Genomic DNA, 23,114 nt, shown 5'->3' with positions numbered 1-23,114 from the left:
GTGCTCACCTGCCCAGCACCACCACGGCCACCACCAGGGCCTGCGCCACCGCCAGCGGCGTCAGGACCACCCAGGTCAGCTCCACGTAACGCTCCGTCCTCAAGGTCGGTACCCGGCGCCGCACCCACAAAAGGAACCCCAGCACCGCGGCCGTCTTGACCACCGTCCACAACCAGCCCGGCAGCAGCGGTCCGTGGCCGCCGCCGAGGAACAGCGGTACGGAGAACGCGGCGGCCACCACCAGCAAGAGCCACCGCCCGCCCAGGAACAGCAGTCGGTCCACGCCGGACAACTCCACCGCCGCACCGCCCGCCACATCGGCCCCGGCCGGCTGGTCGAACGGCCCCCAGAAGGCCATCGCCAGGGCGCTCAGCAGATAGATCCCGAACGCCAGCGGCATCCACACGGCGAACCACAGCCCGGACTGCGCCTCCACCACCGCGCCCACCCGCAGGGACTCGGCACCGAGGGCCGCCGTCGTGATCGCCAGCATGTGCGGCAGCTCGTACGCGAGCCCCTGGGCGAGGAAGCGGTAGCCGCCGATCAGCGACAGCGCAGAGTTCGGACCCCACCCCGTCATCCAGACGGCAGCCCACGCCAGTGCCTCCATCGCGTTGAACCAGACGATCCCCTCGGGCAGGTCGGAGAGCGAGCGGAAGCCGAGGGGCAGGACCGCGGCGGCGAGGAGGGCGGCCCATGGAAGCAGGCCCGTGCCCACCCGGGCGAGAGCGGTGTCTGCTGCGGGCGTGACCCGCCGTTGTTGCACCAGCAGTCGCAGCACGCCGCTCCCTGCCCCCGTGGACCGTGCGTCGACCGCGGCCACCGCCCGGGCGACGAGGACCCACGCCACCGGCAGGACGACGGTCACCCACAGCGGAGCGGTCTCAGCCACGGCCGTGCCCTCCCGGCGGGTGCTCGGGGGGCAGTTCGTCCAGGTCGGGGTCGAGGCTCGCCACGATCAGCCGGGCACACGCGAACTCCGCCCCCTCCAGGAGGCCCGGTAGTGCGTCGAGGAGCACCTGCGAAGCCGGAGTCCCGGCGTCCACACGTCCTCGGGGGCCGGTCGGCGGACCGTCCAGGAGGGGCGCGCGCACGGCGATCTCGCCGAGGGCGCGCTCGATCGCGTCCAACCAGCCGAGCAGCCTGCCGTGCACGTCTCCGTCGACCGGCCCCCGGTTCCCGGCGCCCACGCCCGCGGTCAGCCAGCGCAGCGTCCACGACCGGCGCAGTCGCCGGACCAACGGGACGATGCGCGGGGCGAGCACGTCCTGTGGGGCGCCGCCGAGGACCTGGTCCCGGGCGCCGCGTGCCCGGGCCGCCGCATCGTCCCAACCGGCGACGCCGAGGAGTCTGCCGAGGCTGTCGAGATGGGCCGCGCACCGGCGCCGGGCCGCCTCGCCCGTCGTCACCTGCTCGCCCTCCAGGGCCCTCAGCCACGGCTCGTTCCAGAAGGCCCGGCGCGGGGCGGAAGGCGGCACGTGCACCGTCTCGACGGAGGCGCGCTGCACGAGGTCGCCTTGGAGGGCCACGCGCAGCACCAGCCCCGCCGGCCAGTCCGGCAGGGCGGGTCCGAGCGGCACGTGCAGCCGGTCCAGCCGCAAGCCGTCCCGATCATCGGCCCGTTCGGCCATCGGGAGCCCGGCGACGGAGCTCGAGTGGCCCTCGTGCCCGGTGTGCGAGCCGTGGCCCTCCTCCCGGGGACCGTTCCCGTGCCCCCGGTCGTGGTCCTGGGCTCCGCCCGCTCCGCCCTTCGCGCCCCGGAACCGCCCGTCGTCCCGCCCCTCGTGCCCGTGCTCCCCGGGGCGTCCCTGCCCATCGGCACCCGTGTGGCCGGCGTGCCGCGCGGGCGGCTCCAGCAGCATCGCGTGCCCCCGGTCCAGCAGACGTGCCGTTTCCCCGGCGGAGCCGACGGTCACCCGTGCCTTCGGTGCGGGAACGCTCCTCCACACGCGCTCGGCCCAGTCGTCCCGACCGAGCGGGAGCGGATCTCCCGCGAAGACCAGCAGGTCGGCATCGGCCGGACCGGTGCTCTGCGGCCAGCCCCTCCGGGCGAGCTCCCGCTCGACCGCCAGGCGCACCCGCGTCCCGCCCGGCGAGGGGACGAGCAGGACGGTCGGCCGGGCCAGGGCCGTCCTGCGGATGCGCGTCCTCAGGTCCACCGGAACGCCCCTTCCCGCCAGGCATAGCCCACACCGGCGAGCAGGACGGCGAGGAAGAGGAACATCTCGATGACCGCCGGGGCACCCATCTCGGGAACGACCTTCGTCCACGGGTACATGAAGAGCATCTCCATGTCGAACGCAAGGAAGATCATCGTGACCGGGTACCAGCGCACGTGGAAGCGCGAGACCGCGTGCTGCGCCGGCTCCAGGCCCCCGCTGAACGCGCCGGCGCGCAGCGGCTCCCGCACCGAGCGGGCCGCGGCCCCCAGCACGCGCAGGAGCAACACGCCCGCCAGGGCGACCGCGGACAAGAGCGCGACCGGTTGCCAACTCGCGTCCCGCACGCCATCACCTTCCCCGCGGGTGGACCGCCGCACCCACCGTCGGCTGGCAGCATCTCAGCGTTCAGTCGACGCAAAGGCGACCAACACGGGCGAAATGACGATTCGTCAGCGCGGAGGACCTCGGCCCGTCGATCTCCTTCCCCCTCCTTCCGGTTGCTCCGCGGTCAGACCGGACGCACCCGTACAAGACCCGGTGCTCCGCCGTCCCGCGCCTGACGCCGGGCCGTCGAGTGAATCAGCCCTTGAACCGCTCCTCCGGCCGGCGTGCAGACGTCCACGGCGCGCCCTGACCTGGTTCCAAGGCGATGACCTGCGGATGTGGCATCCGGTGCGGTCGGGGTATCGCACACGCCATCGGGTCGGCGGGAGGCGCGTTGACCGAGGACAGCGATGACCGGGCGGTGCTCGGGGGCCCGCTGTCCCGATGCCCGGTTGAAGGGCCCCTCGTGCGTGACCGCGCTCCCGAACGGTCGAGGGGCGGTCCGTGCTTTTCCGCCCCGCCGTCTCCAGACACCAGCGGACGCGCTTCCTGCGTCGGTGCCGCCGTGCGGTGCGCCCCTTCGAGAGGCTCGCGAGCCGCCCCGATGGCGGTGAGCCGCTCGTTGCGGGTTCCCGGCTCCTGCCTGGCCGCACCCCCCACCCATGGGAGCCGATGCATGCGGCTCTTGCTGCGGGGCAGTTGCGTGGAAGGCCGGTCGGCCGAGCGTTCCTCGGCCCGAGGTCGTGTCCCGCCACGTGGTGTAGAGGATCACGTTCCACTTCGGCAGCGTGCCACCTGTGACCACCGCGTTGGTGCCGAGGGGGCAGTAGTGATGCTCGCCGTTACACCACTCTGCGGGACGCGATCCGGCCCGATGCTCCACGTCGTGGGCCCGCCCTGTTGACAAGGAGGCTCGTCATGGCGGCACTTCTGCTTGTGCTCCTGCTGGTTCTGGTGCTCTTCGGCGCCGGCTTCGCCGTGAAGCTGCTCTGGTGGATCGCTCTCGCCCTGTTGATGCTGTGGATCATCGGCTTTCTGGCGCGCGGCTCGGGCTCCCGCTGGTATCGCTGGTGATCCCCGGGCGGCGTTCCGACATGCGCGGTGGGGCGCACCGGCACGCCCGCGCCGCGGGGCGGAGCCCCCGGCCCTGTTCCCGGACGGGTGGAGGGAGGCGGGACGGGGGAGTGCCCGGAATCGTCATCGCGTCCGGCCGCGGCTCCCGGCCGTAGGCGTTGCACGGCGTGGATCCGCGCGGCTCGTCTCCCTTCCGGGGGCGGATCGGTCACTCAGGCGCGCGTGTCAGCCGGTGGCGGGTGGGTAGACGCCGTCGACCGTGTCCTGGTCGGTGGTGGTCTGCCACTCCGTGGCCTTCTGGGACTCCGCTTTGTGTACCTGGCCGTTGTGGCCGTAGAAGTAGACGATTTTGTAGAAGCCGTACCGCTTGAGCAGGTAGTACGGGCTCTCCTGTGCCGTGCGGGCCTGTCCCCGGGCGGGGTCGACGACCAGCGGGGAGGGCAGGCTGGTGGTGCCGACCAACACTTCGGGCGTGGTTTCGGGGTTGGGCTTGGTGTAGCCGGTCGGCGCCGGTACGGGCTGGCGCAATGCAGTCCCACGTGCTCGAAAACCTGCCGCCCGGCCCGCTCCAACCCGCTGACGCGCGGGCCCGTCGACTTCGACGACCTCCACGTCCGCCGGTCCGGTGCGTGCGGGGTTCCGAACCGCCGGCACGGATCACCGGGCGCCGCAGTGCCGGGTGGGGAGGGCATCCCGCCTCCGGTACTGGCCGGGGAAATTAAGGTGACCGACGAGGACGCTTCTTCTTACCATCGGGCGCTGCGTCACCTGTCCTCCCGTCGCTGAACGGTCACCGTATGAAATCCCTGATCCCCGGCGTGCTACGTGACGAACCGCAGTTCGCCCGCCTGTTCATCGGGCAGTCCCTGTCGGTGCTGGGGGACCGCGTGGCCTTTGTGGCCGTGCCCTTCGCCGTGCTCGCGACGGGCGGGTCCGCCTCCGACGTCGGCTTGGTGGCGGCTGCGGGGCTGGTGCCCATGCTGCTGTTCACCTTGGTGGGTGGGGTGTGGGCGGACCGGTTCCGACGGCACCGCATCATGCTGGTCTCCGACCTGGTGCGGTTCGTCGTGCAGGGGTTCATCGCCGTGCTGCTGCTGACCGGTGTCGCCGAGGTTCTGCACCTGGTCCTGTTGATGGTCGTGTTCGGAACGGCGGACGCGTTCTTCATGCCCGCTTCCACCGGGCTGATGCCGCTGGTGGTCGGGGCCGAACGGCTGCGGGAGGCGAACGCCCTGCGCGGCTTCGTCCAGTCGTCCGGTCTGGTGCTCGGTCCGGCCCTGGCCGGTGGACTGGTCGCATTGGCCGGCCCCGGCGGCGCCCTGGCCCTGGACGCCCTGACCTTCGCCGTCAGTGCCGCGTTCTTGGCCCGACTGAAGCCCCGACGAGCGGCATCCGAGGAGAGGGAGGTCACCGCTGCGGGGACCTTCCTCGAAGAACTGCGCGTCGGCTGGGTTCATGTGCGCAGCCGGACGTGGGTGTTGGCCGGCATGGCCGGCATGGCGGTCTACCACGTCGTCGTGCTGCCGTCGGTCTACGTACTGGGACCGGTCCTCGCCGAGCACGAGTGGGGTGGTGCGGCTGGTTGGTCGGTGGTGGTCGCGGCCTTCGGCATCGGGGCCGTCGTCGGCGATCTGTCCGCCTACCGGCTCAAGATTCCGCGCCCCATGGCCCTGGCGGCTGCGGCCCTCGCCGTGGCCTCCTGCCAGGCGGTCATCATCGGGTCCGGTGCTTCGCTCGCCTTGACCGCGGTGCTCGAAGGCGTCACCGGCGTTGCCGTCTCCCTCTTCTTCGTCCTGTGGGAGACGGCGCTGCAGACGCACGTGCCGGAGCACGCCTTGTCCCGCGTGAGCTCCTACGACCACCTGCTGTCGGCCGGGCTGATGCCGGTCGGCCTGGCACTCGCCGGTCCGGTGTCCGAATCCATCGGCGTGCAGACCACCCTGTACGGAATGACGGTCATCGCGGTCCCGGTCGCTCTCGCACTTCTCTGCGTTCCGGCCGTACGGCGGCTCCCGGCACATGTCCCGGGTAGTGCGAGTGGCAGCGGCCACGCCGCCTCAGAGGTCAGCCTGACGTGAAGCGGGTCAACGGCCGCTGTCGCTTCTCCTCTTCCGGCTGAGCGGCCGCGGTGCCGGCAAGAACGGGTCGCCCGCTAGCGACGGCCCCGCGCCTGCCGACGAGCGGAGCGCCGCATCAGTCGGAATCCGGTACCGGCGAGCTATTGGATGCTCCAGCGGTGCGGGTGGTCGGGATCAGTGGGGCAGGCGAAGAGGTTGAGTTCGCCGTATCGGCCCACGCTGACCTTGGTGGGGGTGGCGTACCGATGGGTGGACCGACCTCGGTCTTCGAACGGTTTCCAGCTGCCGCTGCCACCGTCCCACTCCGAGCTGTCGATGGTCAGCAGCAGGCGCATCGGTGCCCCGCAGGTCTGACAGTCCATGGGGTACGGGTCGGTCTTGTGCCAGGAGGCGTAGCCGCCGACGCGCCAGCCGGGCGGGATGGACAGGTCGTACTGGTAGCCGACCGGATCCGCCGCACTCTCGTCGGCCGACTGAGCGGCCTGCTCTTCCCGGGCTTCCTCCCAGGCGTCGAGCCGGGCGCACAGCTCCTCGGGCAGAAGGCCGGCGAACGGGTAGCTGACCACCTGTTCCGGGTGCAGCACGCACGGCTCGGGCACGAACCCGTCGGATCCGACGACCCGCGGCTGGGGGGCCGCGGCCAGCACTTCCCCGACGCCCCACGACCGCCGCCAGCGCAGGTGTAGCTTCAGGCCGTACCGGCCCGGGCCGTGCACGCCGAAGGGGCACCAGAACACCTGGAGCAGGTCGCGGCCGTCCGGCCCTGCCGGTAGGTCCGGGACGTCCCGCCGGTACAGCTGTGCCAGGCCGATCATCGGCAGCGGATCCGTCTCCGACACCTCGGGAAGCCGGTGCTCCCGGTACAGCTCGGCCAGGAGTTCCTGCTCCTCCTCCGTGGGGCCCGGGTCCTGCTCCCGGGTCCATGCGGCAGCCAGGATCCGCCGGTAACGATGGATGTCGGCCGGGCGTCGGCCCTGCCCGCGGTCGTGGGCCTCACCGCATACCGGCCACGGCTCGTCCACCGGCCACAGCATCGGGCCGCCCACCGAGCTGGCCGACGCCTGCGGGCTGCCCGGCCGCGGGTGGAGCCGCGTCGTCGTACCCCGGTAGGCGGCCAGTTCCGGGAAGAGCACCTCGACATCGAGCGGGCGTGGGGGCGTGGTCCTCGGCATGGAAAGCCACCTTAGACGCCCGGCGACTTTCGTCATCGAGTACCCCGGCAGCAACCTCGTGGGGCCGGTGCCGCTGTCGAAAGCCGGGCTCCGGCACGACTTCCGGGGCCACGCTGACGGTTTCGCGTTCCACCGCCCGGACGACGACCGGCGCCCCGGCGGGCTGGGGGGCTCAGGGGGCGGCGACGATGACGGCGTAGCTACCGGTGCCGAGGAGGCGTTCGCCGTCGACGTCCTGGTCCACGAGGACGAGGCGTTGGATGTGCCCGGTGGTCGCGTCGAACTCGATGTCGTCGGCGGGGCCGAGGTCCTGTCCCGCTTCGGTCAGGACGCGCCTGCCGAGCGGGTCGTAGAGCTTGTCCGCCGGGATCGAAGCGTCGTCCTCCGGCTGGATGTCCTCGGCGGAGCGGATCGTGACGGCGTCGGGTCCGCACGCATGGACGTGGTTCCAGGTCACGAGGGTGCCGGGGCCCTTGGTCTTCACGCGGAGGGCAGTGATGCGGGCGGGCGAGGGGGCGACGGTCAGCCCGGTGACGGTGGCGAGCGTCTCTGCAGTGTCCAAGCCGACGACACCGTGGCCCTTGACCCGGCTGAACAGCGGCATCGTCACTTCTCCTGTTCCAGGCGGGTGCGCAGCCCGTGGGCAGCTTCGGGGAATCCGGCCAGGTCCCCTGCGGTGAACTCGCCGGTGGCGTCGGGGACGAGGACCATCTCGCCGGAGACGGCGACGGGCTTGAGCACGGGAAGCAGGACCCGCTGGTGGCCGTGCTCGGCGGATTCGACCTCGTAGCCGACCACCGCGGGTCTGCGACCGGTTTCGAGGATGACGTCGACGATCTTGCCGAGGTCAGTGCCGCCTTCGGTCATCGCCCGGGCGCCGAGGACGTTGCCGCCGCCGGAGGACGTGAGGCTCTGGGAGGTCTGGTCGTCATCGTCGAGCGCGTTCTCGTCACGGACCATCACCCCGTCCGGGCCCAGGGCATGCACCTTGTTCCACGACAGGTCCCGCTTGAGCGGTCCGGAGAGCAATCCGCGCCCACTCAGGGTGAAACAGCGGACACTGCCGCGGGCGGCGTCGAAGACGATGTCCTTGATCTGGGCGATGTCCTCACCCGTGAGGGTCACCACCGGCAACTTCGTGATCTCGCTCGCCCGTACGTACCCGGTCATGGCTTGGCCCTGCCTCCGCCACGAGGGGGACGCTTTCCGGCGATGACCCCGCCACTGCGCCGCCGCGCCTGGACCCCGAGCACGGATGCCGCGCACAGCGCGACGACCGCCACGGCGATCACGAGCCAGATCCACCACTCCATCTGTGCCGACCTCCCGGGGAACGGCCCCACGACTTCAAGTATCCGCCGGAACCCCCACCACCGACAGCGGTGGGCCGGCCGGGGCCGACTCCGACGACGAGCGGCACCGACGGGACGCGGTGACGGACGACCCGGGCCCGCCCGTCGAGTTGCGTCCCGAGACCACTGCGCCCCGTTCCCAACTGCACGGTCACGAAGGCCAGGTCACTCAAGGACGCGCCGGACGGACCCTAGGGGGCGCCCCGGACGGTAACCCGCAGCCCGTGCGCCGCTCTCCCGGTCAGGGGATCAGGGGAGACCCCCTCCTCGCTGAGGATCCGCCCGATCGCCAAGATCACCAGGATGGATACCGGCAACGCACCCCGAGACCCGAGGAGCCCCGAATGAGCCCCCGCACCCGCACTCGCACCGGCCTGGCCGTCGCCATCGCGCTCACACTCGGCCTGACGGCCGGCCCCCTGGCCGCTCCCGCACTCGCCGCAGGCCCCGACCCCGTTTTACGGACCCCTGCGTCCGCCCCGGGTGCCCGGGCGGACGGGCTGAACGTGCCCGCGCTGGAGGCCGCGATCGCCGGACTCCCGGACCGCGAGGCCACCGCCGCGCTCATCCGCGTCGGCGGTGACGCCACCTGGTGCGGCACCGCCGGCGTGCGGGACGTCCGGACCGGTGCCCCCGCCCTGACCAACGCCCGGTTCCGCGCGGGCTCCGTCACCAAGGTCGTCACCGCGTCGCTGGTGGTCCAGCTCGCCGCGGAGGGGCGCATCGACCTGGACGGCACCGTGCAGTCCTATCTTCCCGGTCTGCTGACCGATGACTTCGAGCCCGTCACCGTCCGCCAGCTGCTCACCTTCACGAGCGGCTTGCAGCCGGGCATCTCCTTCGGCAATACGGTCGAGGACTCACTCAGGTACCGCTACACGACCCTGACCCCGGAGACGGTCGTCGCCTCAGCAGTCGCGAAGGGCCCGGCACACGACCCGGGGGCGGAACAGCACTACTCCAACATCCACTACACGGTGCTCGGCATGCTCGTCGAGAAGGTCACCGGCGACAGCTACGCCCACCAGGCGGAGGCCCGGATCTTCAAGCCGCTCGGCATGCGCCACACCTCCTTCCCCGAGGGCGCGGACCCGCGCATCCACGGTCCGCACAACCGCGGCTACGAGGAGGTCGAGGGCCGGCTCATCGACGTCACGGAGTGGAACATGTCGGACCGGTGGGCGGCCGGAGACCTGATCTCGACCACCGCCGACCTGGAGCGGTTGGTGGTGGCGCTGTTCGGTGGTCGGGTCGTCCCCGAGCGGTACCTGGACCAGATGCTCACCGTCCCGGATCTGCCGGGCGCGGCGATGGGCATGGGGCTGACGCGGTACGAGGTGAACGGCACGGAGATCTGGGGCAAGACGGGCGCGCGCCCCGGATACCACACGGTGGTCGCGGCTACCCGGGACCTGTCGCGGACCCTGGTGTACTCGGTCAACGCCACCGACGCCAAGCGGAAGGGCGCCGAACTCGTCGAACGCTTCGCCATCCCGGCGTTCACCGACTGACCTGCGGCCCCCCGCACGCGGCGTGCGGGAGCACGGCGGAGGCGGGCGCCGGTGCGTTGTCATCGGCGACCGTCGGTAACCGACGGCGACGCACCGGACGGGCGTGCCCGACTCCGTCCCCAGCACGATTCGCCGGACACTGCCCGGGGCCCGTTGCGTGCTGCCGGGCCCGCTGCCTCGTGCGGAAGCGGAACTCCCACCAGGGCGACGGGCCCGGCTCCTCGTGAGGGGGAGGGGCGAGCTGTGAGGGTCGGGGCCCAGGGGGAGGGGGGAGGGCGAGCCGGTACTCCGCGGTTGGTTCGTCCATCGAGGCCGGTTGGGCATTCCTCCGAAAAGCATGCGAATTTTTGCTCTAAATTTTTCTAAATATATACTTAATGATCGAATGATGACTTCTCTGGAGCATCGATCGACAGCGGAGAACTGCGCGTTTCATGCACCGTGAAAAGCCCCGGCCGCACGGCGGCCTGCTGCTGGAAGCGTCGCCCCTCGCCCTCGCCCTCCTGGACGCCGCAATCGGTCCGGACATCTGCTTCGTGCACGTGGCCGCGGTGGTACCGGTGCTCGCCGCCATCCACGGCTCCGTGGTCACGGTGCTCCGGATCGGCGCGACCACCGCGGTCCTCAGCGCGATCGCATGTGCCATCAGCGGCGACTGGGGCGCCGCGCACTCCCCCGCGGCCCTCGGCACCGTCGTCCTGGTCACCCTTTGTTCCGCCTGGGCGGCGCGCCGGCGCCTGCGGACCGCGCACCGCCTGTCCGATGTCGAGACCGTGGCGGAAGCGGCGCAGAGCGTGATCCTCCAGGCTCCGCCGCCGCGTGTGGGGCGGGTGAACACTGCGGCGTCGTACGTGTCCGCCGCCCGTGCGGCGGACATCGGAGGCGACTTCTACGCGGTCGAGCCGATCCGGGGCGGGGTGAGGGCCATCATCGGCGACGTCCAGGGCAAGGGCCTCGAAGCGGTGAGGACGGCGGCGATCGTGCTGGTCTCGTTCCGTGAGGCAGCCGCGACGACCGGCGACCTGGAAACCGTCGGGCGCCGGGTGGAGTGTGCGTTGAACCGACGCAGGGAGGGCGAGGAGTTCGTCACCGCAGTTCTCTCCGAACTCCGGGACGAAGGGACCCTGTTCACCCTCAACTACGGTCACCCGGCACCGTTGCTGATCCGCCGGGACGGGACCGGTGAATGCCTGCAACCCCCTGCCCCGGCCCTCCCGCTGGGCCTGGGTGCGGTTCTTGGTGAGTCCGTCACCCCGGTCCTTGGGCGTACCCGCCTCGGCAGCCGCGACCGGATCCTCTTCTACACGGACGGGCTCAGCGAGGCACGTGACGCCGGAGGAACCTTCTACGCCGTGGAGAACGGCATCGGACTGCTCGCCCACGACGGCCTCGACCACGGTCTCGAACGGCTGCGCACAAGCCTGCACCAGCATGTGCGCGGGGAGTTGGAAGACGACTCCGCCCTTCTCCTGCTGGAGGTCGCTCCCTCACCGGAAACGACACCGGGCCTCAGGCGCCCCGAGGCCGCGCTCCGCTTCCCCGGGGGCCACCCGGACCGGGGAGGCGCCCCCGCGACCGGCTTTTCCCTGCTGCCCGTCTTCGTGGAAGGCGGCCCGGACTGCGGAGTGTGTCCGGCCTCGGCCTGCCCGTCGCGCTCCTCCTGAACACGGCCGTCCGCAGCAGGCGTTCGCACCCCGGGCGCGTCCGGGGCGCTCATGGAGGGAGCTGCACCGTTCCGCTCGTGTGTCGCCGGCCGGCGCGACGCGGGGACTGACCACTTCCTGCGGCGCGACCTCCCCACCCTTCGGAAGTGCGGGGAAAGGGAAGAGGGCGGCCCGGCGGAGAACAGCGGCCGGTGGTGACCGCGCCCGCCCCGCTGTGCGGTGTGTTCAGGTGAGCGGACTGCTGTCCTCGACGCACACCTTGAGGGAACCCTCGTAATCCTCCGCATGAGCGGTGGCCGTGCCGCCCAGCTCCTGCACGCGTGCCAAGGTCCGGGCGAAGAAGTCCCTGCCGGAGGGCCACGGGCACGCCAGCTGCAGGTCCTGGTGGTACACGAGCAGTCGCCCGTCCTCGACCCGGAGCGTGATGGGGAACAGGTGGTCGGCGGTCCGGGCGGCGAGTTCCTGGCGGGCACCCGGATGCCAAGGGGCCCAGTGTCCGGTGAAGGGCAGGATCAGGCCGGGGTCCGAGGCCCGGGCGTAGGCGACGGACATCCGTTGCAGGTCCTCCCACCAGGGCATCAGCAGACGCAGCCTGTGATAGCCGTACATGCGGTTGCGGGAGGTGGTGATGACAGGTCCCACGTCGGCCTTCCGCCCCGTGTACTCCTCGGGATCGACCTCGTACGGTTCCACATGGGCGTGGCAGCCGACGGGGCGCCCCGTGGCGTGGGCCAGGCCCCGTATGGGCCCGCCGAGCGACACCAGATTGCGGTCGTACGTGTAGCCGAAGTGTCGCTCGTGGTCGGTTCCGCCGTGTCCGGGCGGGGCGGCGACGCTGACGGTTTTGGGGTTGTAGTCGTTGTCCGGCCGCGGAACGAGCTGGACTGTGACGGGCAGGACCGTGTCCCCGCCTCCGGGGGGCCTGCGTATACGGGCGAGGCCGCCTGAGACGACCTCCTGCCGGACGAAGGCGTGAAAGGCGTCTTCGGCAGGACCGTCCCAGATCGAGACGCCGAGGGCGAACTTCTGTTCCTTGACCGGTGGGATCAGGGTGAGCCCCGACTCTTCGTCGAAGGTGATGGAATCCTGCACCGTACGCACGCGGCCCTGCCTTTGCTCCACAGTCGTCACACACCGCCCGGCACGCCGTCTCGACGGCAACCAGTGCCGTGCGCACACGGCCCCGCTTTCTCGGGGAGGGGCCGGGCCGAAGCGACGATGGTCGCTCAAGGGCCGGAGAAGTGAAACCATCGGTGACGGCCTTCCCGGACCGTGGGAGCGTCCCCGATGGAGTTGAGGAGGAGCATGTGCGGTTGCGGAACGTTCTGCCGGGCGACGTCGACGCCTATGTTCGCATGCGATGCGATCCGATCATGATGGCTCACCTGGGCGGGCCCCTCCCACGGGAGGGGATGGCGGACAAGGTGCGCCGGGACGCCCAGAAGGCGGCAGACGACCTCGCATGGTTCAAAATGATCGTTCCCGATGCGGCCGAGCCCGACGTGGTGGCCGGGATGGTGACGGTCTGGTCCCGCGACACCGGCGACGGGCCGATCTCCGAGATCGGTTGGATGGTTCTGCCGGAGTTCCAAGGTCAGGGCCTCGGCAAGCGTGCCGTCCGCACTCTCCTGCAACAGGCCGGTGACCAGGGCCGCTGGGGGCTGGTGCATGCCTTTCCGGCAACGAACAACGCTGCTTCGAACGGGATCTGTCGGTCCGTCGGGTTCCGTCTCCTCTCTCCCCTTGAGATGGCCTTCGCAGAGCGAGTGCTCAGCGCCAACCACTGGGTCATAGACCCCGGGAAAGAACTGCGCTGACGCCGACGATCCCCGGATTCCGTTCGGGACCCGGGACGGCGCACGGGGCGGCGCACCGAATGGGCTCGGTGCGCACGTGCACGGCAAGCCGGTGCACGGGGCGGTATCTGGTGCTGACTCTCGAAGGGATCACCGCCCGACTGGCCGCAACCGCTTCGGCGCCACGGACGGGGAGCGGGCGAACGTTGCCCGATGCGGCACGGGCGTCTGTCTTCCCGCCCGTCTACCGGCCGGGGTGTTTGCGGATGCTCCGCGCCGGTGCCGTCGGCATTCCGCGAGCAACCGTTGATTCCTCTGGAGCGTCGAAAGTTCCCCACGTCGCCCGCAGCCATTGGTGGATGATCGTGAAGTCTTCGTCGGCGAGGCCGCGGGACGACGCGATGTGATGGAGGAGGGCCGGGGCGGAGTGGTGAGAGGACACCCAGTCCCGATCGGCGTCGGTGATTTCGTCGTCTGCCCAGACGAACGGACGTCCGTCCGCCCATGTCACCAGGGTCCGGGTCTTCCAGTGGAGCCCGAACCACTGGTCCTCGTGCTCCTGCGCGTCGGAGGGCTCCGGCCAGTGCACGATGGGCAGGGGCGGCAGGCCGAGCAGCGGTGCGACGTCGGTGTTCGCCGCCCCTTCCCAGGTGGTGGCCCAGACCAACTCGCACGGCAGTGCCGCGAGTCGAGGCCCGACGCGCGGGTCGAGCCGCATCAGGGCCGTATCCGTCGCGGCGCCTGACGGCTCATGCTGTGGGCCGTCGCCGAACGGCAGGAGGGGCCCGTCGACATCCAGGAACAGCAGCGGTCGTTCCCTGTGCCCACTCATCCCACGGCCTCCTCTTCCCCCTCGGCCAGGATGCCACGTTCGAACCGGGCGCCGTTGCGGACGAGGGGGACGAAACGGGCTGTGGCCATCGTGGTCGATGGTGCCCCGAGCACGTGGACGATCCCCGCCCCGTTGCTCCCTCCGCCGGGGCCTCCGGCGTCGACGGGGGAGGGGTCAGTCGTGCGGGACGACGGCGACGGGGGCGGCGGAGTGGTGCAGCACCGCGTGGGCGACCGGCCCGACGTGGGCGCCGACCCCGGTCCGCCGCCGCCGGCCCACCACCACCAGGGACGCGTCGTGCGCGGCCTCGACCATCCGCAGCGAAGGGCTGGCGAACTCGGACTCCTCGATGACCTCGACGGAGGGGTACTTCTGCCGCCAGGGCTCCAGGAGTCCGGTCAGAGCGGCCTTCTCCTGCGCAGCGATTTCCTGGTCCAGGGTGGGATCTGCGGCGAACCCGTAGACGTAGTAAGGAGACATGCTCCAGGCGCTGACGGCCCGCACCGAGGTCTTGCGACGGGCGGCCTCCTCGAAGGCGAACGCGAACGGTGCGTCGTGCGGGGCCTGGGTGTCCACCCCGAGGACCACCGGTCGGAAAGGCGTCCGCGCGGACGGAGCGCCGGTGGTGTCCGGCTGGTGCTCATCGGCCGCCCGCTCCTGCCCCCGCACCAGGACGACCGGTCGGTCGGCGTGCGCGACGACCGACAGCCCGACCGAGCCGACCAGGAAGCCGCCGATGGCGCCCAGGCCCCGGGAGCCCAGCACCAGTAGTTCCGATTCCCCTGCGGCCCGCGTCAGCACCTCGGCCGCGTCACCGTTGTGCTGTTCGGTCAGGATCTCCACCCCGGGGTGGCGGGACCGGAGTTCGGCAACGGCCTCCCGCGGGATCTTCTCCGTCCAGTGCTGGTGCGTCTCCGTGCCCAGCAGCGGTGCCTGGGCCAAGGGGACCGGCACCGGCTCCCACACGTGCACCAGTCTCAACGGCAGGCCGTGCAACTCGGCCTGACGGGCCGCCCAGTCGGCGGCGGCCCGGCTCTCCCGGGATCCGTCGAGCCCCACGGTGACGGTGCGGGACATGAAGCCCACCTCCTGTATGTCCGGTGTCCGGCCCCCTTCCGGAGCCGGCTACCAGCTTCCCGGGCGGCGAGCGGCGCGGGCAGGGTCTTGAGGCCCTGGTGGGGGTCCGATCGGCCCTACGCACCCGTGCGATCGAATCCGTTCACTGCAGGAGGTGTCGTGTCCTCGTCGGCCCGCTGCTTCGTCGGCGAGCGGGGGAACCCGTCCTTTCGGCGGGTTGGCGTGCGGGACTGTCTGATCTCGGTGCAGGCGCGCAATGATGGAGGCATGGAGATCGAAGTCCTGGTCGTGCCCGACTGCCCCCACCAGCAGCTCGCCGAGGAGCGGCTGCGACGGGCCCTCGCCGCCACCGGCCTGTCCGGGCTGGGCTTCACCACGCGGCTGATCACCGGCCAGGACGAGGCCGAGCGTTCCGGGTTCGCCGGTTCCCCGACGATCCTCATCGACGGGCGTGACCCCTTCGCGGAACCCGACACGGTTCCGTCCCTGTCGTGCCGGATCTATCGCACCTCCCTCGGCCCGGCCGGGGCGCCCAGCGTCGACCAGCTACGACAGGCCCTGCAGGAAGCCGCCGGCGCCACGGCCTGACCGCTCATTCGCGGCTTCTCCACGGCGTCGGGAGCGGAGGACGAGGCACCCGTCAAACGTTCTGATGACGACGCCGTTTTCCTGTTCCGCATCCACGAGGATCCTCCGTGCGGTCGCGCCGGTCGCCCCGCCGCGTGCCGCTGAGGTCAGCAGGGCCCGTGCGAGCTCGGTTGCGGTGCCGGGTTCGTGCCACGGGGCGCGCAGGCGGGCCGGGGCCTGTGACCACGGCGACCACATGCCGGCAAGGGGCGGGCATTCCGCGCCGTCCCCGACGGCTCCACGGTCTCCGCAGCATTCGGACCGCTCGGTCGACCGAGTGCGAGGACGGTTCCGGCTGCGGGCGCGCGCGACCAGCAGCACGGTCACGCCTCGGCAGCCTCAAGTCGCCGGCGGCCCCGCCGACGGCCGACCCGGCGGAGCACGTCCATGAGCCGCGACGCGGTGTTCAACACCAGGACCAGGACGACCAGCACCATGCAGACGCGCGCCGCACCCCAGGAACCCGCGGCAACGGCGCGTGCGTAGGAAGCCACCCAGGGCCCCGTGCTTCCCAGGTCCGCAAGAGGCCGCTGCGGGAATTCGGTGCTGACCGACTCGCCCAAGAACCAGCTGGCAACGGAGAGCACCGACAGGCCCGCGGCGGCGATCGCGAGTCCCCTCAGAACCGGACGTCGTTTCAGTACGCCACCCATGTTCTTCCCCCTTTTCCTCGCACCCGGGCAACTGTACGGGTGCCCATGATCCCGGGTAGCCGCGGGCGGCGATCCACGACGGCGTCCGCGTGATCGGACGAGGCGGTTCTTCGGGGCTCCTGTCGCGCCCGCCGGATCAGCCGCCGTATCGGGTGAGGAGGCCGTTCACCGCCCGGGCCAGACGGTCTGCGGCATCGTCGTCGTACTCCAAGTAGAGGAACGGTTCGATGAGTTCCACCTCGACGATGCGGGGTTGCCCGAAGCGGTCCCGAATCATGTCGATGCGGGCGTGCAGCAGGTTCCCGGCTCCGGGCACGCAGTTCAGGACGTGCCGGGCCACCGCGAAGTGATCGGGGTCGGGGAGGCAAGGCCGGGCGGACCAGTCGCTGCCCGGTTCAGGCGCCAGGATCCCGTCGCGCAGCGCCTCGGGCGCCAGGTACCCGTGCTTGCGGACGGCGTGGCTGAAGGTGCCGCCGAGGTACACCAGGGAGATCTCGCCCGCACGGTCCACGCCGCTGAGATAGGGCTGCACCAGCATGGGCGCACCCGAGGTGGCGTACACGCACGCGGCATCGAGATCGGTGGTCCGCAGGACGTGCTGGCCGCCGATCCCGACGGCGGGCTTGACGACGACCTCCGTCCAGTCCCGGGGCAGCTCGATGGGGGTCAGTCGCTCCCCGGGCGTCGTCCACACCGTGGGCACCACCGAGCAGCCCCGTTCGGCCAGGTCCCGCAGGTAGTGCTTCCGGCTGTTCCAGGCGATCACGGGCGCCGGGTTCGCCAGCACGCTGAGGTCCCCGATGCGCTGGACGGTCGTCAGGAACTCGGCATGGCGGGCCGTGTAGTCCCAGGTGCTGCGCACGATCGCCGACCGGTACCGGCTCCAGTCGACGTTCGGGGCGTCCCAGGGCACGGCCGCCACGCTCAGCCCGAGGGACTCCAACGCTCCGGTGGCGGTCTTGAGTTCGGGGTCGAACCCGTCGAAGGTCACGTACGCCACGTCGATCGATTCGCCCGGGTCACGCACCGTGGCCCTCCTGCGCGGTGACGGGTGCGAGGGTGACCACGACGACGTCGCGGTGGGCGCGTCCGGGGCGAAGCGGGGTCAAGGGGCTGACGTGGTGCTCCACCAGGGAATCCTCCAGCAGCAGAGCCTCGCAGACCGCCAACGGGCCTTCGTACAGCGGTTCCGCCACGGCGTCCGGACGTCTGACGGTGGTGATCGCGCCATCGGTGTTGTGCCGCGCGACGCAGGCGATGAGGACCCAGGCGAAACCGTCCCGGTGGAAGCCCTCCGGGGTGGGCGGTGCCGCGCGACCGTCCGTGGCCACGACCCGGATCTGATGGCAGCCGAGGGCGAACTCCCCCCGCGGGACGATGCCGTGGTCCTGTGCGCGCAGGGCCAGAGCCCGGGCGAACTCCTGGGCGACCTCGGTCAGCGGGGCGAACGTCCGACTGACGCCCCCGGCATGGCTGTTGAGGCGCTTGCTCTGGAAGAACGGAACCCCGAGGCTCCAGCGCGGCCGGTTCGGGGACAGGACCGTCTGGCCGAAGGCCCGGTACCGGTAGACGTGTTCGCCGGCGAGGTACCGGTCCTCCGGAAGGTCCTCGTAGCTTGCTACCAGACTGCTGGTGACCAAGTCAGGGCAGGCGAGGGTGTGGACGGGCAAGAGGTCTCCTTGTGTCGCATCGATGCCTTGGGGCCGAGGGCGGGGTACCTGCGGCACCCTCCGAGCCACGGGCGCCGGGTGAAAGCCCTCCCGGCTGCGCTGTCGTGCCTTCCCCCGATGAACCACCGGCGCACCCCGTGTAGTTGATCTGCCCACACGAGTGGGGTGCGGCGAGCTGCTGGCCAGTGGATCACCCGCGTGGCCAACGACGGCGTCCAGGCCTGGTTACGGGGGCGAGGCACTGTTTGCGCGGGCCGGCTCCGCATGCGGATCAGTGGACTCGTCCGCGGCGGAGCGCAGGCACCGCTCGCCCTTCGACCGACTCCACGGAGTCGACGGCATCCCCACCCTGGCTTTCGTCCCCACCGCGGACAGGTCGACGAGGACGGTGTCGCGGAGATTGCGCTGCGCGAGGTCGGTGCCCCGTGCGTCCTGTCCTCGTCCGCGGTCCGGAGCCACTCGTGGTCCCTGGTCGGGGTGCGGTCAGGCGGCCGGTCCGGGCCTCCGGCGGGTCCGTACGTACTCCACTGCCAGGGGGACGACGGAGGCGGCGACCAGGGCGATCAGGATGAGCTCGATGTGGGCGGTGACGAAGGGCACCTGCCCGAGGAAGTAGCCGAGGAGGATCACGCCGGTGCCCCACAGCGCGGCCCCGATCAGGTTGAACCTGACGAAGGTGCGGTAGTGCATGGCACTGACGCCGGCCACGATCGGGATGAAGGTGCGCACGACGGGCACGAAGCGGGCCAGGACCAGGGAACGCGGGCCGTGGTCGGCGAAGAACGCGGCTGCTTTGACGGCGTTCTGCTGTTTGAACAGGCGGGAGTCCGGGCGCCGGAAGAGGGCGGGGCCGAGTTTGCGGCCGAAGAGGTATCCGGCCTGGTCGCCCGCTGCGGCTGCGACCACGACGAGCAGGCACACCAGCCACAGGGGCTGGGTGAGGTAGCGGTGGGAGGCGGTGAGGAGCCCGGCGGTGAACAGCAGGGAGTCGCCGGGCAGGAAGAAGCCGATGAGCAGGCCGGATTCGGCGAAGACGACGGCGAGGATGCCGATCAGGCCGAAGACGGAGATCAGGTGGTCGGGTTCGAGCCACTGGGGGCCGAGGGCGAGGACGGTCATGGTCGTGGGCTCCTGTTCGGGCGGGGGGTGTGGCGACTGTCAGGCGTGCAGGGTGCCGGTGCCCAGCAGCCCGAGCAGGAGGACGCCGACGGCGATGCGGTAGGTGACGAAGGCGTTGAAGGAGTGCTTCGCGACGAACTTCAGCAACCAGGAGATCGAGGCGTAGGCGACGGCGAAGGAGACCGCGGTGCCGACGATCAGGGAGCCGGCCACCACCCACAGGGAGGCCAGCGGGCCGTCGATCAACGGTTTCGCCGCGAGTCCCACGGCGACGATCGGGAGGGTGGCATAGATGACCCACCAGGCGAACTTGTAGTCGTGGTGGTAGCGCTCCTCCTTGTTCACCAGGCCCCTTCCCCAGGCCGAGACGATCCGCACGATGTCCTTGAAGAAGTAGACGAGGACCGCCGCGATCGCTCCCACCTGGATCACCGCCGTGAACGCGACGACGGAGGCGTCGTCGACGGGGATGCCCATCAGTCCTTCGGTGATCTTGAGGTGCCCGGTGGAGGAAATCGGCAGGAACTCCGTCACCCCTTCCACGACCCCCAGGAGCACGGCCTGTCCCACACTGATCACACTCATGGACCCTCACCTTCGACGGATGGCGCGGCGGCGGTCTTCCGGCACCGCAGGAGAACGAGGAACATCCCCGACAGCCCGGCCCAGGAGGCGGTCAGCAGCCAACCCGCCAGGACGTCGGTGGGCCAGTGCATCCCGAGGTAGACGCGGCTGGCGCCGACGGCGACGGCCCACAGCACGGGCACCATCAGGACCGGTCGCCGGGCCCGGCCCCGCACCGCGTGGTACGCCCCGGCGGTGAGCAAGGCCGCGACGGCTGCGGAGGTCGTGGTGTGCCCCGAGGGCAGGGCATGGCCGCTCGCCGTCCACGCCCAGTCGGCGGCCGGCGGGCGCGGCCGGGCCAATCGGCACGCCAGCGCGATGCGCGGGACCTGCACCGACACCAGGGCCAGAGCGCCCGCCAGTGCCCCGAGCCATCGGGCGCCGGGCCGGGCAAGGGCTCCGCCGAACGCCGCCAGCAGGTAGGCCGGCACTCCGCTGCCGGTCACCGTGACCGCAACCGCCGCCCCGACCGCCCAGGAGGGTCGGTGCCGCACTGCCCAGCCGTGCAGTGCACGGTCCGCCCCGAAAGGCGCCCCGTGCGCCGAGACGGTGGCCACCACGAGCGCGCCGAGCAGCGCCGAGCACACCAGCGCCGTCGCGGCGGGCAGCCGCCATCGCGCGCCACCGGCTCGGGTGGCGGCGGTCTGGGAGTGGGGCATCGGGCATCCTGTCTGGGCAGGCCGCACGACCGGCACGTGCAGAGCGCGGGCCCGGAGCGGGTACGGACGAACACGGTAACTTCTATTCGCGAATAGAAGTTACCGTGGACTGTAGACGACGAAGCGAAGGGCGAGGACCGTGGGCACGCACGAACAACCGTCGGGTACCACCGGCGGACGCCGGGCGAACGGGGCCCTGGAGAGCGAGATCCTGGCCCTGCTGCACACCGTCGGCCGGGCACTGACCCCCGGCGAGGTGACCGAACGGCTCGCGACCGGCCTGGCCCACACCACGGTGGCCACCACTCTGGGGCGCCTGCACACCCGCGGCGTACTGGAGCGCACTCCGCGCGGACGCAGCTACGCCTACACCCCGGCCACCGACGAGCCCGGACTCACCGCCCGGCAGATGCACCGCGTCATGGAGAGCGGCAGCGATCGCGCCTCGGTCCTCACCCGCTTCGTCGACGAGCTGTCCGACAGCGACGAGGACCTCCTGCGCCGCCTCCTGGCCGGCGACGAATAGAGAGCCTTCCCCAGAGATGCACCTCGCCGCTTACCTGCCGCTCCTCCTCCCCGTCCTCGCCGCCCTCGGCGCAGGTCCCCTCTCCCGCCGCCTGGAACCGCGCCTGGCGACCTGGCTGCTGACCGTCGCAGGTCTGGCACTGGCCGCATCCAGCACGTGCGTCCTCGGCCTGCTGGCCCTGGCCGGGCTCGTCCGCGTTCCGCTGGTGGCCGCGCTCAAGGGCTACTCGCCCGAGACCGTGGCGCGCCAGGACCCCACCGGATGGCCGGCCGCCCTCGCGGGCGCCGTTCTGCTGGCCCTCGCCGTCCTCGCCGCCGTTCGGCTGGCCGCCCGCCGCGCCGGGGCCCTGTGGTCCGCAGCACTGGAGGCCGCCTGCCTGCCCGGTACCGACCCGGTCGTCGTGACCGACGACCCCGGCGCCCAGGCTTACACCATGCCCGGGTTGCCCGGCCGCATCGTCGTCTCCCACGGCATGCTCGACGCCCTCGACCCCACCGAACACGAGATCCTGCTCGCCCACGAACGGGCCCACCTGGACAACCACCACTACGCCTTCGTCTCCCTCGCGCAAGTGGCCGCCGCCGCCAACCCCCTGCTGCGCCCCCTGGCCACCGCGGTCGCCTACACCGTCGAACGCTGGGCCGACGAGCATGCCGCCCGGCACACCGGCGACCGCCGCGCCGTCGCCGAGACCGTCGCCCGTGCCGCCGTCGCGGCCAAGCGCAGCCGAACCGCCGACCCCGTTCCCGCCGCAGCCCTCGGCATCCTCGGCCGCCGGAGACCCGGCCCCGGTGTCGTCCCCCGCCGTGTCGCGGCCCTCCTCGCGCCCCCGCCCCAGAACCCGCCCCTGCTGCTGGTCGTGTCCGCAGCCTTGCTGGCGGCCACTGCCCTGAGCGCCCTGGAAGCCGCCCGTGACCTCCACCAGTTCCTGGAGCTCGCCCATGCGCGCTGAAGCGCCATGCCGTACGGGAAGGCGGACCGCACGGAGGAGGCCCCGTCCGTGGACCGGAAGTGTCGGCGAAGGTGGGCGGTCCGCACCGGAGGGGTACCGGGGTCGCTCCCGTCACCGGAGGCGCTGTGGATGGGCCCCTGTTGCGCGGGAAGGCCCTTCTCCGCACTTCCCCCGGACGGATGTGTGGCCCTTCCGTTTCGCTGCGGACTTCCTCCGCGAGGGCGGGCTCCGCGGAGGCGTTTCCCGATGCGAGTCCGACGCGGAAACGGGCGGGGGGAAACTACGGTGTGGCCCAGACCGTTGGACGGGCATGGAGCTGAGTAAGCGAGCGGGGCATCAGGGGACCGGGCCCGGGGTGATCACCCCGGACGGCTGCGCGGTCGAACCGTACTCGCGGCTGCCGGTCGGGATCGAGCCGGACGTCGTCGCCGGTGCCGTGTCGCCGGGTCCCCACATCCTGGAGCTGGGTTGTGGTGTGGGACGCGTGACCCACCCGCTCCTGGAGCGGGGCTTCGTGGTGACTGCCGTGGACGAGTACCAGGAGATGCTCGATCGGATTCGCGGGGCACGTGCGATGCGCAGCGCGATCGAGGACCTCGACCTGGGCGAGACGTTCGACGTGGTGATGCTTGCGTCGTTCCTCGAGGTGGGCCTGAAGGTGGATGCGTACCTCACGGAGGACGGGACATGGGCGCGGACGAGTCTCGCGGCTAGGCCGTGTTTTAGGAAGCGCGGGCGGCCAGCCACTTGGTGAGGTCGCCCGCGATGCGGTCAGTGTTGGTCTCGACGGTCACGTCGTGTTCGCGGCGGGTGGTGTCGCGGCGGACGATCTCGTATCCGCCTTCGTCCAGGACGGTGACGGAGGCGAACCAGCCGGGGTCGTCCTGGTCGGGCTGGATCACGACGAACGTGTTGTCCGAGTCGTTCAGGTCGCCGATCAGCATGAACAGGGCGTCCTCGGACGGGTCGTCGACGTGGTCGCCGTTCTCGCTGTCGGCGCAGTAGTACCTGGCGGCCACCGAAGCCCTCCCCGAAGATGCTGCCCAATTGCCGTGATCAGCATGGCACGGCCGTGCGGACGGCCGCTGGTTCACAGCCACTGGTGGATCGCCGCGATCTGGACGGTCGCCTCGAACCGGACGGCGAGCTTGTCGTACCGGGTCGCGACAGCCCGGTGCTGCTTGAGGCGGCTGATTCCGCACTCGACCGCGTGGCGGGCCTTGTAGTCTTCCCGGTCGAAGG

Annotated in this window: 26 protein-coding genes and 2 pseudogenes; 9 read left to right on the top strand and 19 right to left on the bottom strand. The window is 71.3% G+C overall.

The features are described from left to right. Window positions 1-4: 4 nt before the first annotated feature. Genes ACFW2Y_RS08500 through ACFW2Y_RS08490 form a run of 3 tightly spaced genes read right to left on the bottom strand, consistent with a single transcriptional unit; the run spans window position 5 to window position 2,506 of the window. The gene (locus ACFW2Y_RS08500) at window positions 5-892 is read right to left on the bottom strand and encodes an NADH-quinone oxidoreductase subunit H (RefSeq protein ID WP_384875394.1); all 888 of its coding nucleotides are present in this window, start codon (window positions 890-892) and stop codon (window positions 5-7) included. Beyond that, entirely contained in the window at window positions 885-2,159 is a 1,275-nt protein-coding gene (locus tag ACFW2Y_RS08495; protein ID WP_384875391.1) for a hypothetical protein, read from the bottom strand. The genes ACFW2Y_RS08500 and ACFW2Y_RS08495 overlap by 8 nt, the downstream gene beginning before the upstream one ends. After that, window positions 2,150-2,506, bottom strand: a complete 357-nt coding sequence (locus ACFW2Y_RS08490) for an NADH-quinone oxidoreductase subunit A (protein WP_384875388.1) — start codon at window positions 2,504-2,506, stop codon at window positions 2,150-2,152. Before ACFW2Y_RS08490 ends, ACFW2Y_RS08495 begins: the two co-directional genes overlap by 10 nt. 898 nt (window positions 2,507-3,404) lie before the next feature. Here ACFW2Y_RS08490 and ACFW2Y_RS08485 point away from each other — a divergent pair. Next, entirely contained in the window at window positions 3,405-3,560 is a 156-nt protein-coding gene (locus tag ACFW2Y_RS08485) for a hydrophobic protein (RefSeq protein WP_384875385.1), read from the top strand. Window positions 3,561-3,785: 225 nt separating this feature from the next. Here ACFW2Y_RS08485 and ACFW2Y_RS08480 read toward each other — a convergent pair whose 3' ends face one another. Next, complete coding sequence (locus ACFW2Y_RS08480) at window positions 3,786-4,088, bottom strand: hypothetical protein (RefSeq protein ID WP_384875383.1); 303 nt, start codon at window positions 4,086-4,088, stop codon at window positions 3,786-3,788. Between the two features lie 269 nt (window positions 4,089-4,357). Between ACFW2Y_RS08480 and ACFW2Y_RS08475 the strand changes: the two genes are divergently transcribed. After that, on the top strand, window positions 4,358-5,638 hold the full coding sequence (locus tag ACFW2Y_RS08475) for an MFS transporter (RefSeq protein WP_384875381.1): 1,281 nt from the start codon (window positions 4,358-4,360) through the stop codon (window positions 5,636-5,638). A gap of 140 nt (window positions 5,639-5,778) precedes the next feature. Here the strand turns inward: ACFW2Y_RS08475 and ACFW2Y_RS08470 are convergent, their stop codons facing one another. The 4 genes from ACFW2Y_RS08470 to ACFW2Y_RS08455 all read right to left on the bottom strand — a co-directional run bounded on the left by ACFW2Y_RS08470 (window position 5,779) and on the right by ACFW2Y_RS08455 (window position 8,123). Next, on the bottom strand, window positions 5,779-6,810 hold the full coding sequence (locus ACFW2Y_RS08470; RefSeq protein ID WP_384875379.1) for a hypothetical protein: 1,032 nt from the start codon (window positions 6,808-6,810) through the stop codon (window positions 5,779-5,781). A gap of 172 nt (window positions 6,811-6,982) precedes the next feature. Beyond that, window positions 6,983-7,414 (bottom strand): hypothetical protein, encoded by a 432-nt coding sequence (locus ACFW2Y_RS08465; protein ID WP_384875377.1) that lies wholly within the window; start codon window positions 7,412-7,414, stop codon window positions 6,983-6,985. 2 nt (window positions 7,415-7,416) lie between these two features. Further along, the gene (locus ACFW2Y_RS08460) at window positions 7,417-7,980 is read right to left on the bottom strand and encodes a PRC-barrel domain-containing protein (RefSeq protein WP_384875374.1); all 564 of its coding nucleotides are present in this window, start codon (window positions 7,978-7,980) and stop codon (window positions 7,417-7,419) included. Continuing rightward, on the bottom strand, window positions 7,977-8,123 hold the full coding sequence (locus ACFW2Y_RS08455) for a hypothetical protein (protein ID WP_384875371.1): 147 nt from the start codon (window positions 8,121-8,123) through the stop codon (window positions 7,977-7,979). The genes ACFW2Y_RS08460 and ACFW2Y_RS08455 overlap by 4 nt, the downstream gene beginning before the upstream one ends. 383 nt (window positions 8,124-8,506) lie before the next feature. Here ACFW2Y_RS08455 and ACFW2Y_RS08450 point away from each other — a divergent pair, with 383 nt between their 5' ends. Next, a complete protein-coding gene (locus ACFW2Y_RS08450) occupies window positions 8,507-9,673 on the top strand; it encodes a serine hydrolase domain-containing protein (protein ID WP_384875369.1) in 1,167 nt (388 codons plus the stop codon). Window positions 9,674-10,107: 434 nt separating this feature from the next. After that, entirely contained in the window at window positions 10,108-11,337 is a 1,230-nt protein-coding gene (locus ACFW2Y_RS08445) for a PP2C family protein-serine/threonine phosphatase (protein WP_384875366.1), read from the top strand. Window positions 11,338-11,562: 225 nt separating this feature from the next. Here ACFW2Y_RS08445 and ACFW2Y_RS08440 read toward each other — a convergent pair whose 3' ends face one another. Then, complete coding sequence (locus tag ACFW2Y_RS08440) at window positions 11,563-12,438, bottom strand: hypothetical protein (RefSeq protein WP_384875363.1); 876 nt, start codon at window positions 12,436-12,438, stop codon at window positions 11,563-11,565. Window positions 12,439-12,644: 206 nt separating this feature from the next. Between ACFW2Y_RS08440 and ACFW2Y_RS08435 the strand changes: the two genes are divergently transcribed. Beyond that, window positions 12,645-13,154, top strand: a complete 510-nt coding sequence (locus tag ACFW2Y_RS08435) for a GNAT family N-acetyltransferase (protein WP_384875360.1) — start codon at window positions 12,645-12,647, stop codon at window positions 13,152-13,154. A 223-nt stretch (window positions 13,155-13,377) separates the two neighbouring features. Here ACFW2Y_RS08435 and ACFW2Y_RS08430 read toward each other — a convergent pair whose 3' ends face one another. Both ACFW2Y_RS08430 and ACFW2Y_RS08425 read right to left on the bottom strand, forming a co-directional pair. Next, a complete protein-coding gene (locus tag ACFW2Y_RS08430) occupies window positions 13,378-13,965 on the bottom strand; it encodes a hypothetical protein (protein WP_384875357.1) in 588 nt (195 codons plus the stop codon). Between the two features lie 174 nt (window positions 13,966-14,139). Beyond that, window positions 14,140-15,042, bottom strand: a complete 903-nt coding sequence (locus ACFW2Y_RS08425) for a universal stress protein (protein WP_384875354.1) — start codon at window positions 15,040-15,042, stop codon at window positions 14,140-14,142. A 267-nt stretch (window positions 15,043-15,309) separates the two neighbouring features. Here ACFW2Y_RS08425 and ACFW2Y_RS08420 point away from each other — a divergent pair, with 267 nt between their 5' ends. Continuing rightward, a complete protein-coding gene (locus ACFW2Y_RS08420; RefSeq protein WP_384875351.1) occupies window positions 15,310-15,630 on the top strand; it encodes a hypothetical protein in 321 nt (106 codons plus the stop codon). 362 nt (window positions 15,631-15,992) lie between these two features. On the opposite strand, the gene ACFW2Y_RS08415 is transcribed toward ACFW2Y_RS08420, so the two are convergent. From ACFW2Y_RS08415 to ACFW2Y_RS08390, 6 genes are all read right to left on the bottom strand, one after another. Then, window positions 15,993-16,322 (bottom strand): hypothetical protein, encoded by a 330-nt coding sequence (locus ACFW2Y_RS08415; RefSeq protein WP_384875349.1) that lies wholly within the window; start codon window positions 16,320-16,322, stop codon window positions 15,993-15,995. Between the two features lie 136 nt (window positions 16,323-16,458). Further along, window positions 16,459-17,349 carry a RimK family alpha-L-glutamate ligase gene (locus ACFW2Y_RS08410; protein WP_384875345.1) on the bottom strand — a complete coding sequence of 297 codons (891 nt, stop codon included), beginning with the start codon at window positions 17,347-17,349 and terminating at the stop codon, window positions 16,459-16,461. Then, entirely contained in the window at window positions 17,342-17,992 is a 651-nt protein-coding gene (locus ACFW2Y_RS08405; RefSeq protein ID WP_384875342.1) for a 2OG-Fe dioxygenase family protein, read from the bottom strand. Before ACFW2Y_RS08405 ends, ACFW2Y_RS08410 begins: the two co-directional genes overlap by 8 nt. A gap of 483 nt (window positions 17,993-18,475) precedes the next feature. Beyond that, window positions 18,476-19,111, bottom strand: a complete 636-nt coding sequence (locus ACFW2Y_RS08400) for a DedA family protein (RefSeq protein WP_384875340.1) — start codon at window positions 19,109-19,111, stop codon at window positions 18,476-18,478. Between the two features lie 39 nt (window positions 19,112-19,150). Then, a complete protein-coding gene (locus ACFW2Y_RS08395; protein WP_384875337.1) occupies window positions 19,151-19,696 on the bottom strand; it encodes an undecaprenyl-diphosphate phosphatase in 546 nt (181 codons plus the stop codon). Next, entirely contained in the window at window positions 19,693-20,394 is a 702-nt protein-coding gene (locus ACFW2Y_RS08390; protein WP_384875334.1) for a phosphatase PAP2 family protein, read from the bottom strand. Before ACFW2Y_RS08390 ends, ACFW2Y_RS08395 begins: the two co-directional genes overlap by 4 nt. A 139-nt stretch (window positions 20,395-20,533) precedes the next feature. Between ACFW2Y_RS08390 and ACFW2Y_RS08385 the strand changes: the two genes are divergently transcribed. The 3 genes and pseudogenes from ACFW2Y_RS08385 to ACFW2Y_RS08375 all read left to right on the top strand — a co-directional run. Then, window positions 20,534-20,920 carry a BlaI/MecI/CopY family transcriptional regulator gene (locus ACFW2Y_RS08385; RefSeq protein WP_384875331.1) on the top strand — a complete coding sequence of 129 codons (387 nt, stop codon included), beginning with the start codon at window positions 20,534-20,536 and terminating at the stop codon, window positions 20,918-20,920. 16 nt (window positions 20,921-20,936) lie between these two features. After that, complete coding sequence (locus ACFW2Y_RS08380) at window positions 20,937-21,872, top strand: M56 family metallopeptidase (RefSeq protein WP_384875328.1); 936 nt, start codon at window positions 20,937-20,939, stop codon at window positions 21,870-21,872. 310 nt (window positions 21,873-22,182) lie between these two features. Further along, window positions 22,183-22,515 (top strand): annotated as a pseudogene (locus tag ACFW2Y_RS08375) (class I SAM-dependent methyltransferase); the annotation flags it as partial. A 79-nt stretch (window positions 22,516-22,594) separates the two neighbouring features. Here the strand turns inward: ACFW2Y_RS08375 and ACFW2Y_RS08370 are convergent. Together ACFW2Y_RS08370 and ACFW2Y_RS08365 are read right to left on the bottom strand one after the other, a co-directional pair. Continuing rightward, window positions 22,595-22,891 carry a hypothetical protein gene (locus ACFW2Y_RS08370; protein WP_384875325.1) on the bottom strand — a complete coding sequence of 99 codons (297 nt, stop codon included), beginning with the start codon at window positions 22,889-22,891 and terminating at the stop codon, window positions 22,595-22,597. Between the two features lie 71 nt (window positions 22,892-22,962). Further along, window positions 22,963-23,114 (bottom strand): annotated as a pseudogene (locus ACFW2Y_RS08365) (IS5/IS1182 family transposase); the annotation flags it as partial.

Origin of the sequence: Streptomyces sp. NPDC058877, from assembly GCF_042742855.1 — a bacterium.
Classification (GTDB): domain Bacteria; phylum Actinomycetota; class Actinomycetes; order Streptomycetales; family Streptomycetaceae; genus Streptomyces.
The sequence above is the reverse complement of the archived record's forward strand: the minus strand, read 5'-3'. Positions and strand labels throughout refer to the sequence as shown.

Excerpts from the sequence above, each read along its gene's own strand:
- ACFW2Y_RS08485 (WP_384875385.1), top strand. The coding sequence starts at position 3,405 with ATGGCGGCACTTCTGCTTGTGCTCCTGCTGGTTCTGGTGCTCTTCGGC.
- ACFW2Y_RS08450 (WP_384875369.1), top strand. The coding sequence starts at position 8,507 with ATGAGCCCCCGCACCCGCACTCGCACCGGCCTGGCCGTCGCCATCGCG.
- ACFW2Y_RS08420 (WP_384875351.1), top strand. The coding sequence starts at position 15,310 with ATGGAGATCGAAGTCCTGGTCGTGCCCGACTGCCCCCACCAGCAGCTC.
- ACFW2Y_RS08395 (WP_384875337.1), bottom strand. The coding sequence starts at position 19,696 with ATGAGTGTGATCAGTGTGGGACAGGCCGTGCTCCTGGGGGTCGTGGAA.
- ACFW2Y_RS08470 (WP_384875379.1), bottom strand. The coding sequence starts at position 6,810 with ATGCCGAGGACCACGCCCCCACGCCCGCTCGATGTCGAGGTGCTCTTC.
- ACFW2Y_RS08445 (WP_384875366.1), top strand. The coding sequence starts at position 10,108 with ATGCACCGTGAAAAGCCCCGGCCGCACGGCGGCCTGCTGCTGGAAGCG.
- ACFW2Y_RS08390 (WP_384875334.1), bottom strand. The coding sequence starts at position 20,394 with ATGCCCCACTCCCAGACCGCCGCCACCCGAGCCGGTGGCGCGCGATGG.
- ACFW2Y_RS08455 (WP_384875371.1), bottom strand. The coding sequence starts at position 8,123 with ATGGAGTGGTGGATCTGGCTCGTGATCGCCGTGGCGGTCGTCGCGCTG.
- ACFW2Y_RS08380 (WP_384875328.1), top strand. The coding sequence starts at position 20,937 with ATGCACCTCGCCGCTTACCTGCCGCTCCTCCTCCCCGTCCTCGCCGCC.
- ACFW2Y_RS08425 (WP_384875354.1), bottom strand. The coding sequence starts at position 15,042 with ATGTCCCGCACCGTCACCGTGGGGCTCGACGGATCCCGGGAGAGCCGG.
- ACFW2Y_RS08465 (WP_384875377.1), bottom strand. The coding sequence starts at position 7,414 with ATGCCGCTGTTCAGCCGGGTCAAGGGCCACGGTGTCGTCGGCTTGGAC.
- ACFW2Y_RS08400 (WP_384875340.1), bottom strand. The coding sequence starts at position 19,111 with ATGACCGTCCTCGCCCTCGGCCCCCAGTGGCTCGAACCCGACCACCTG.
- ACFW2Y_RS08460 (WP_384875374.1), bottom strand. The coding sequence starts at position 7,980 with ATGACCGGGTACGTACGGGCGAGCGAGATCACGAAGTTGCCGGTGGTG.
- ACFW2Y_RS08475 (WP_384875381.1), top strand. The coding sequence starts at position 4,358 with ATGAAATCCCTGATCCCCGGCGTGCTACGTGACGAACCGCAGTTCGCC.
- ACFW2Y_RS08415 (WP_384875349.1), bottom strand. The coding sequence starts at position 16,322 with ATGGGTGGCGTACTGAAACGACGTCCGGTTCTGAGGGGACTCGCGATC.
- ACFW2Y_RS08430 (WP_384875357.1), bottom strand. The coding sequence starts at position 13,965 with ATGAGTGGGCACAGGGAACGACCGCTGCTGTTCCTGGATGTCGACGGG.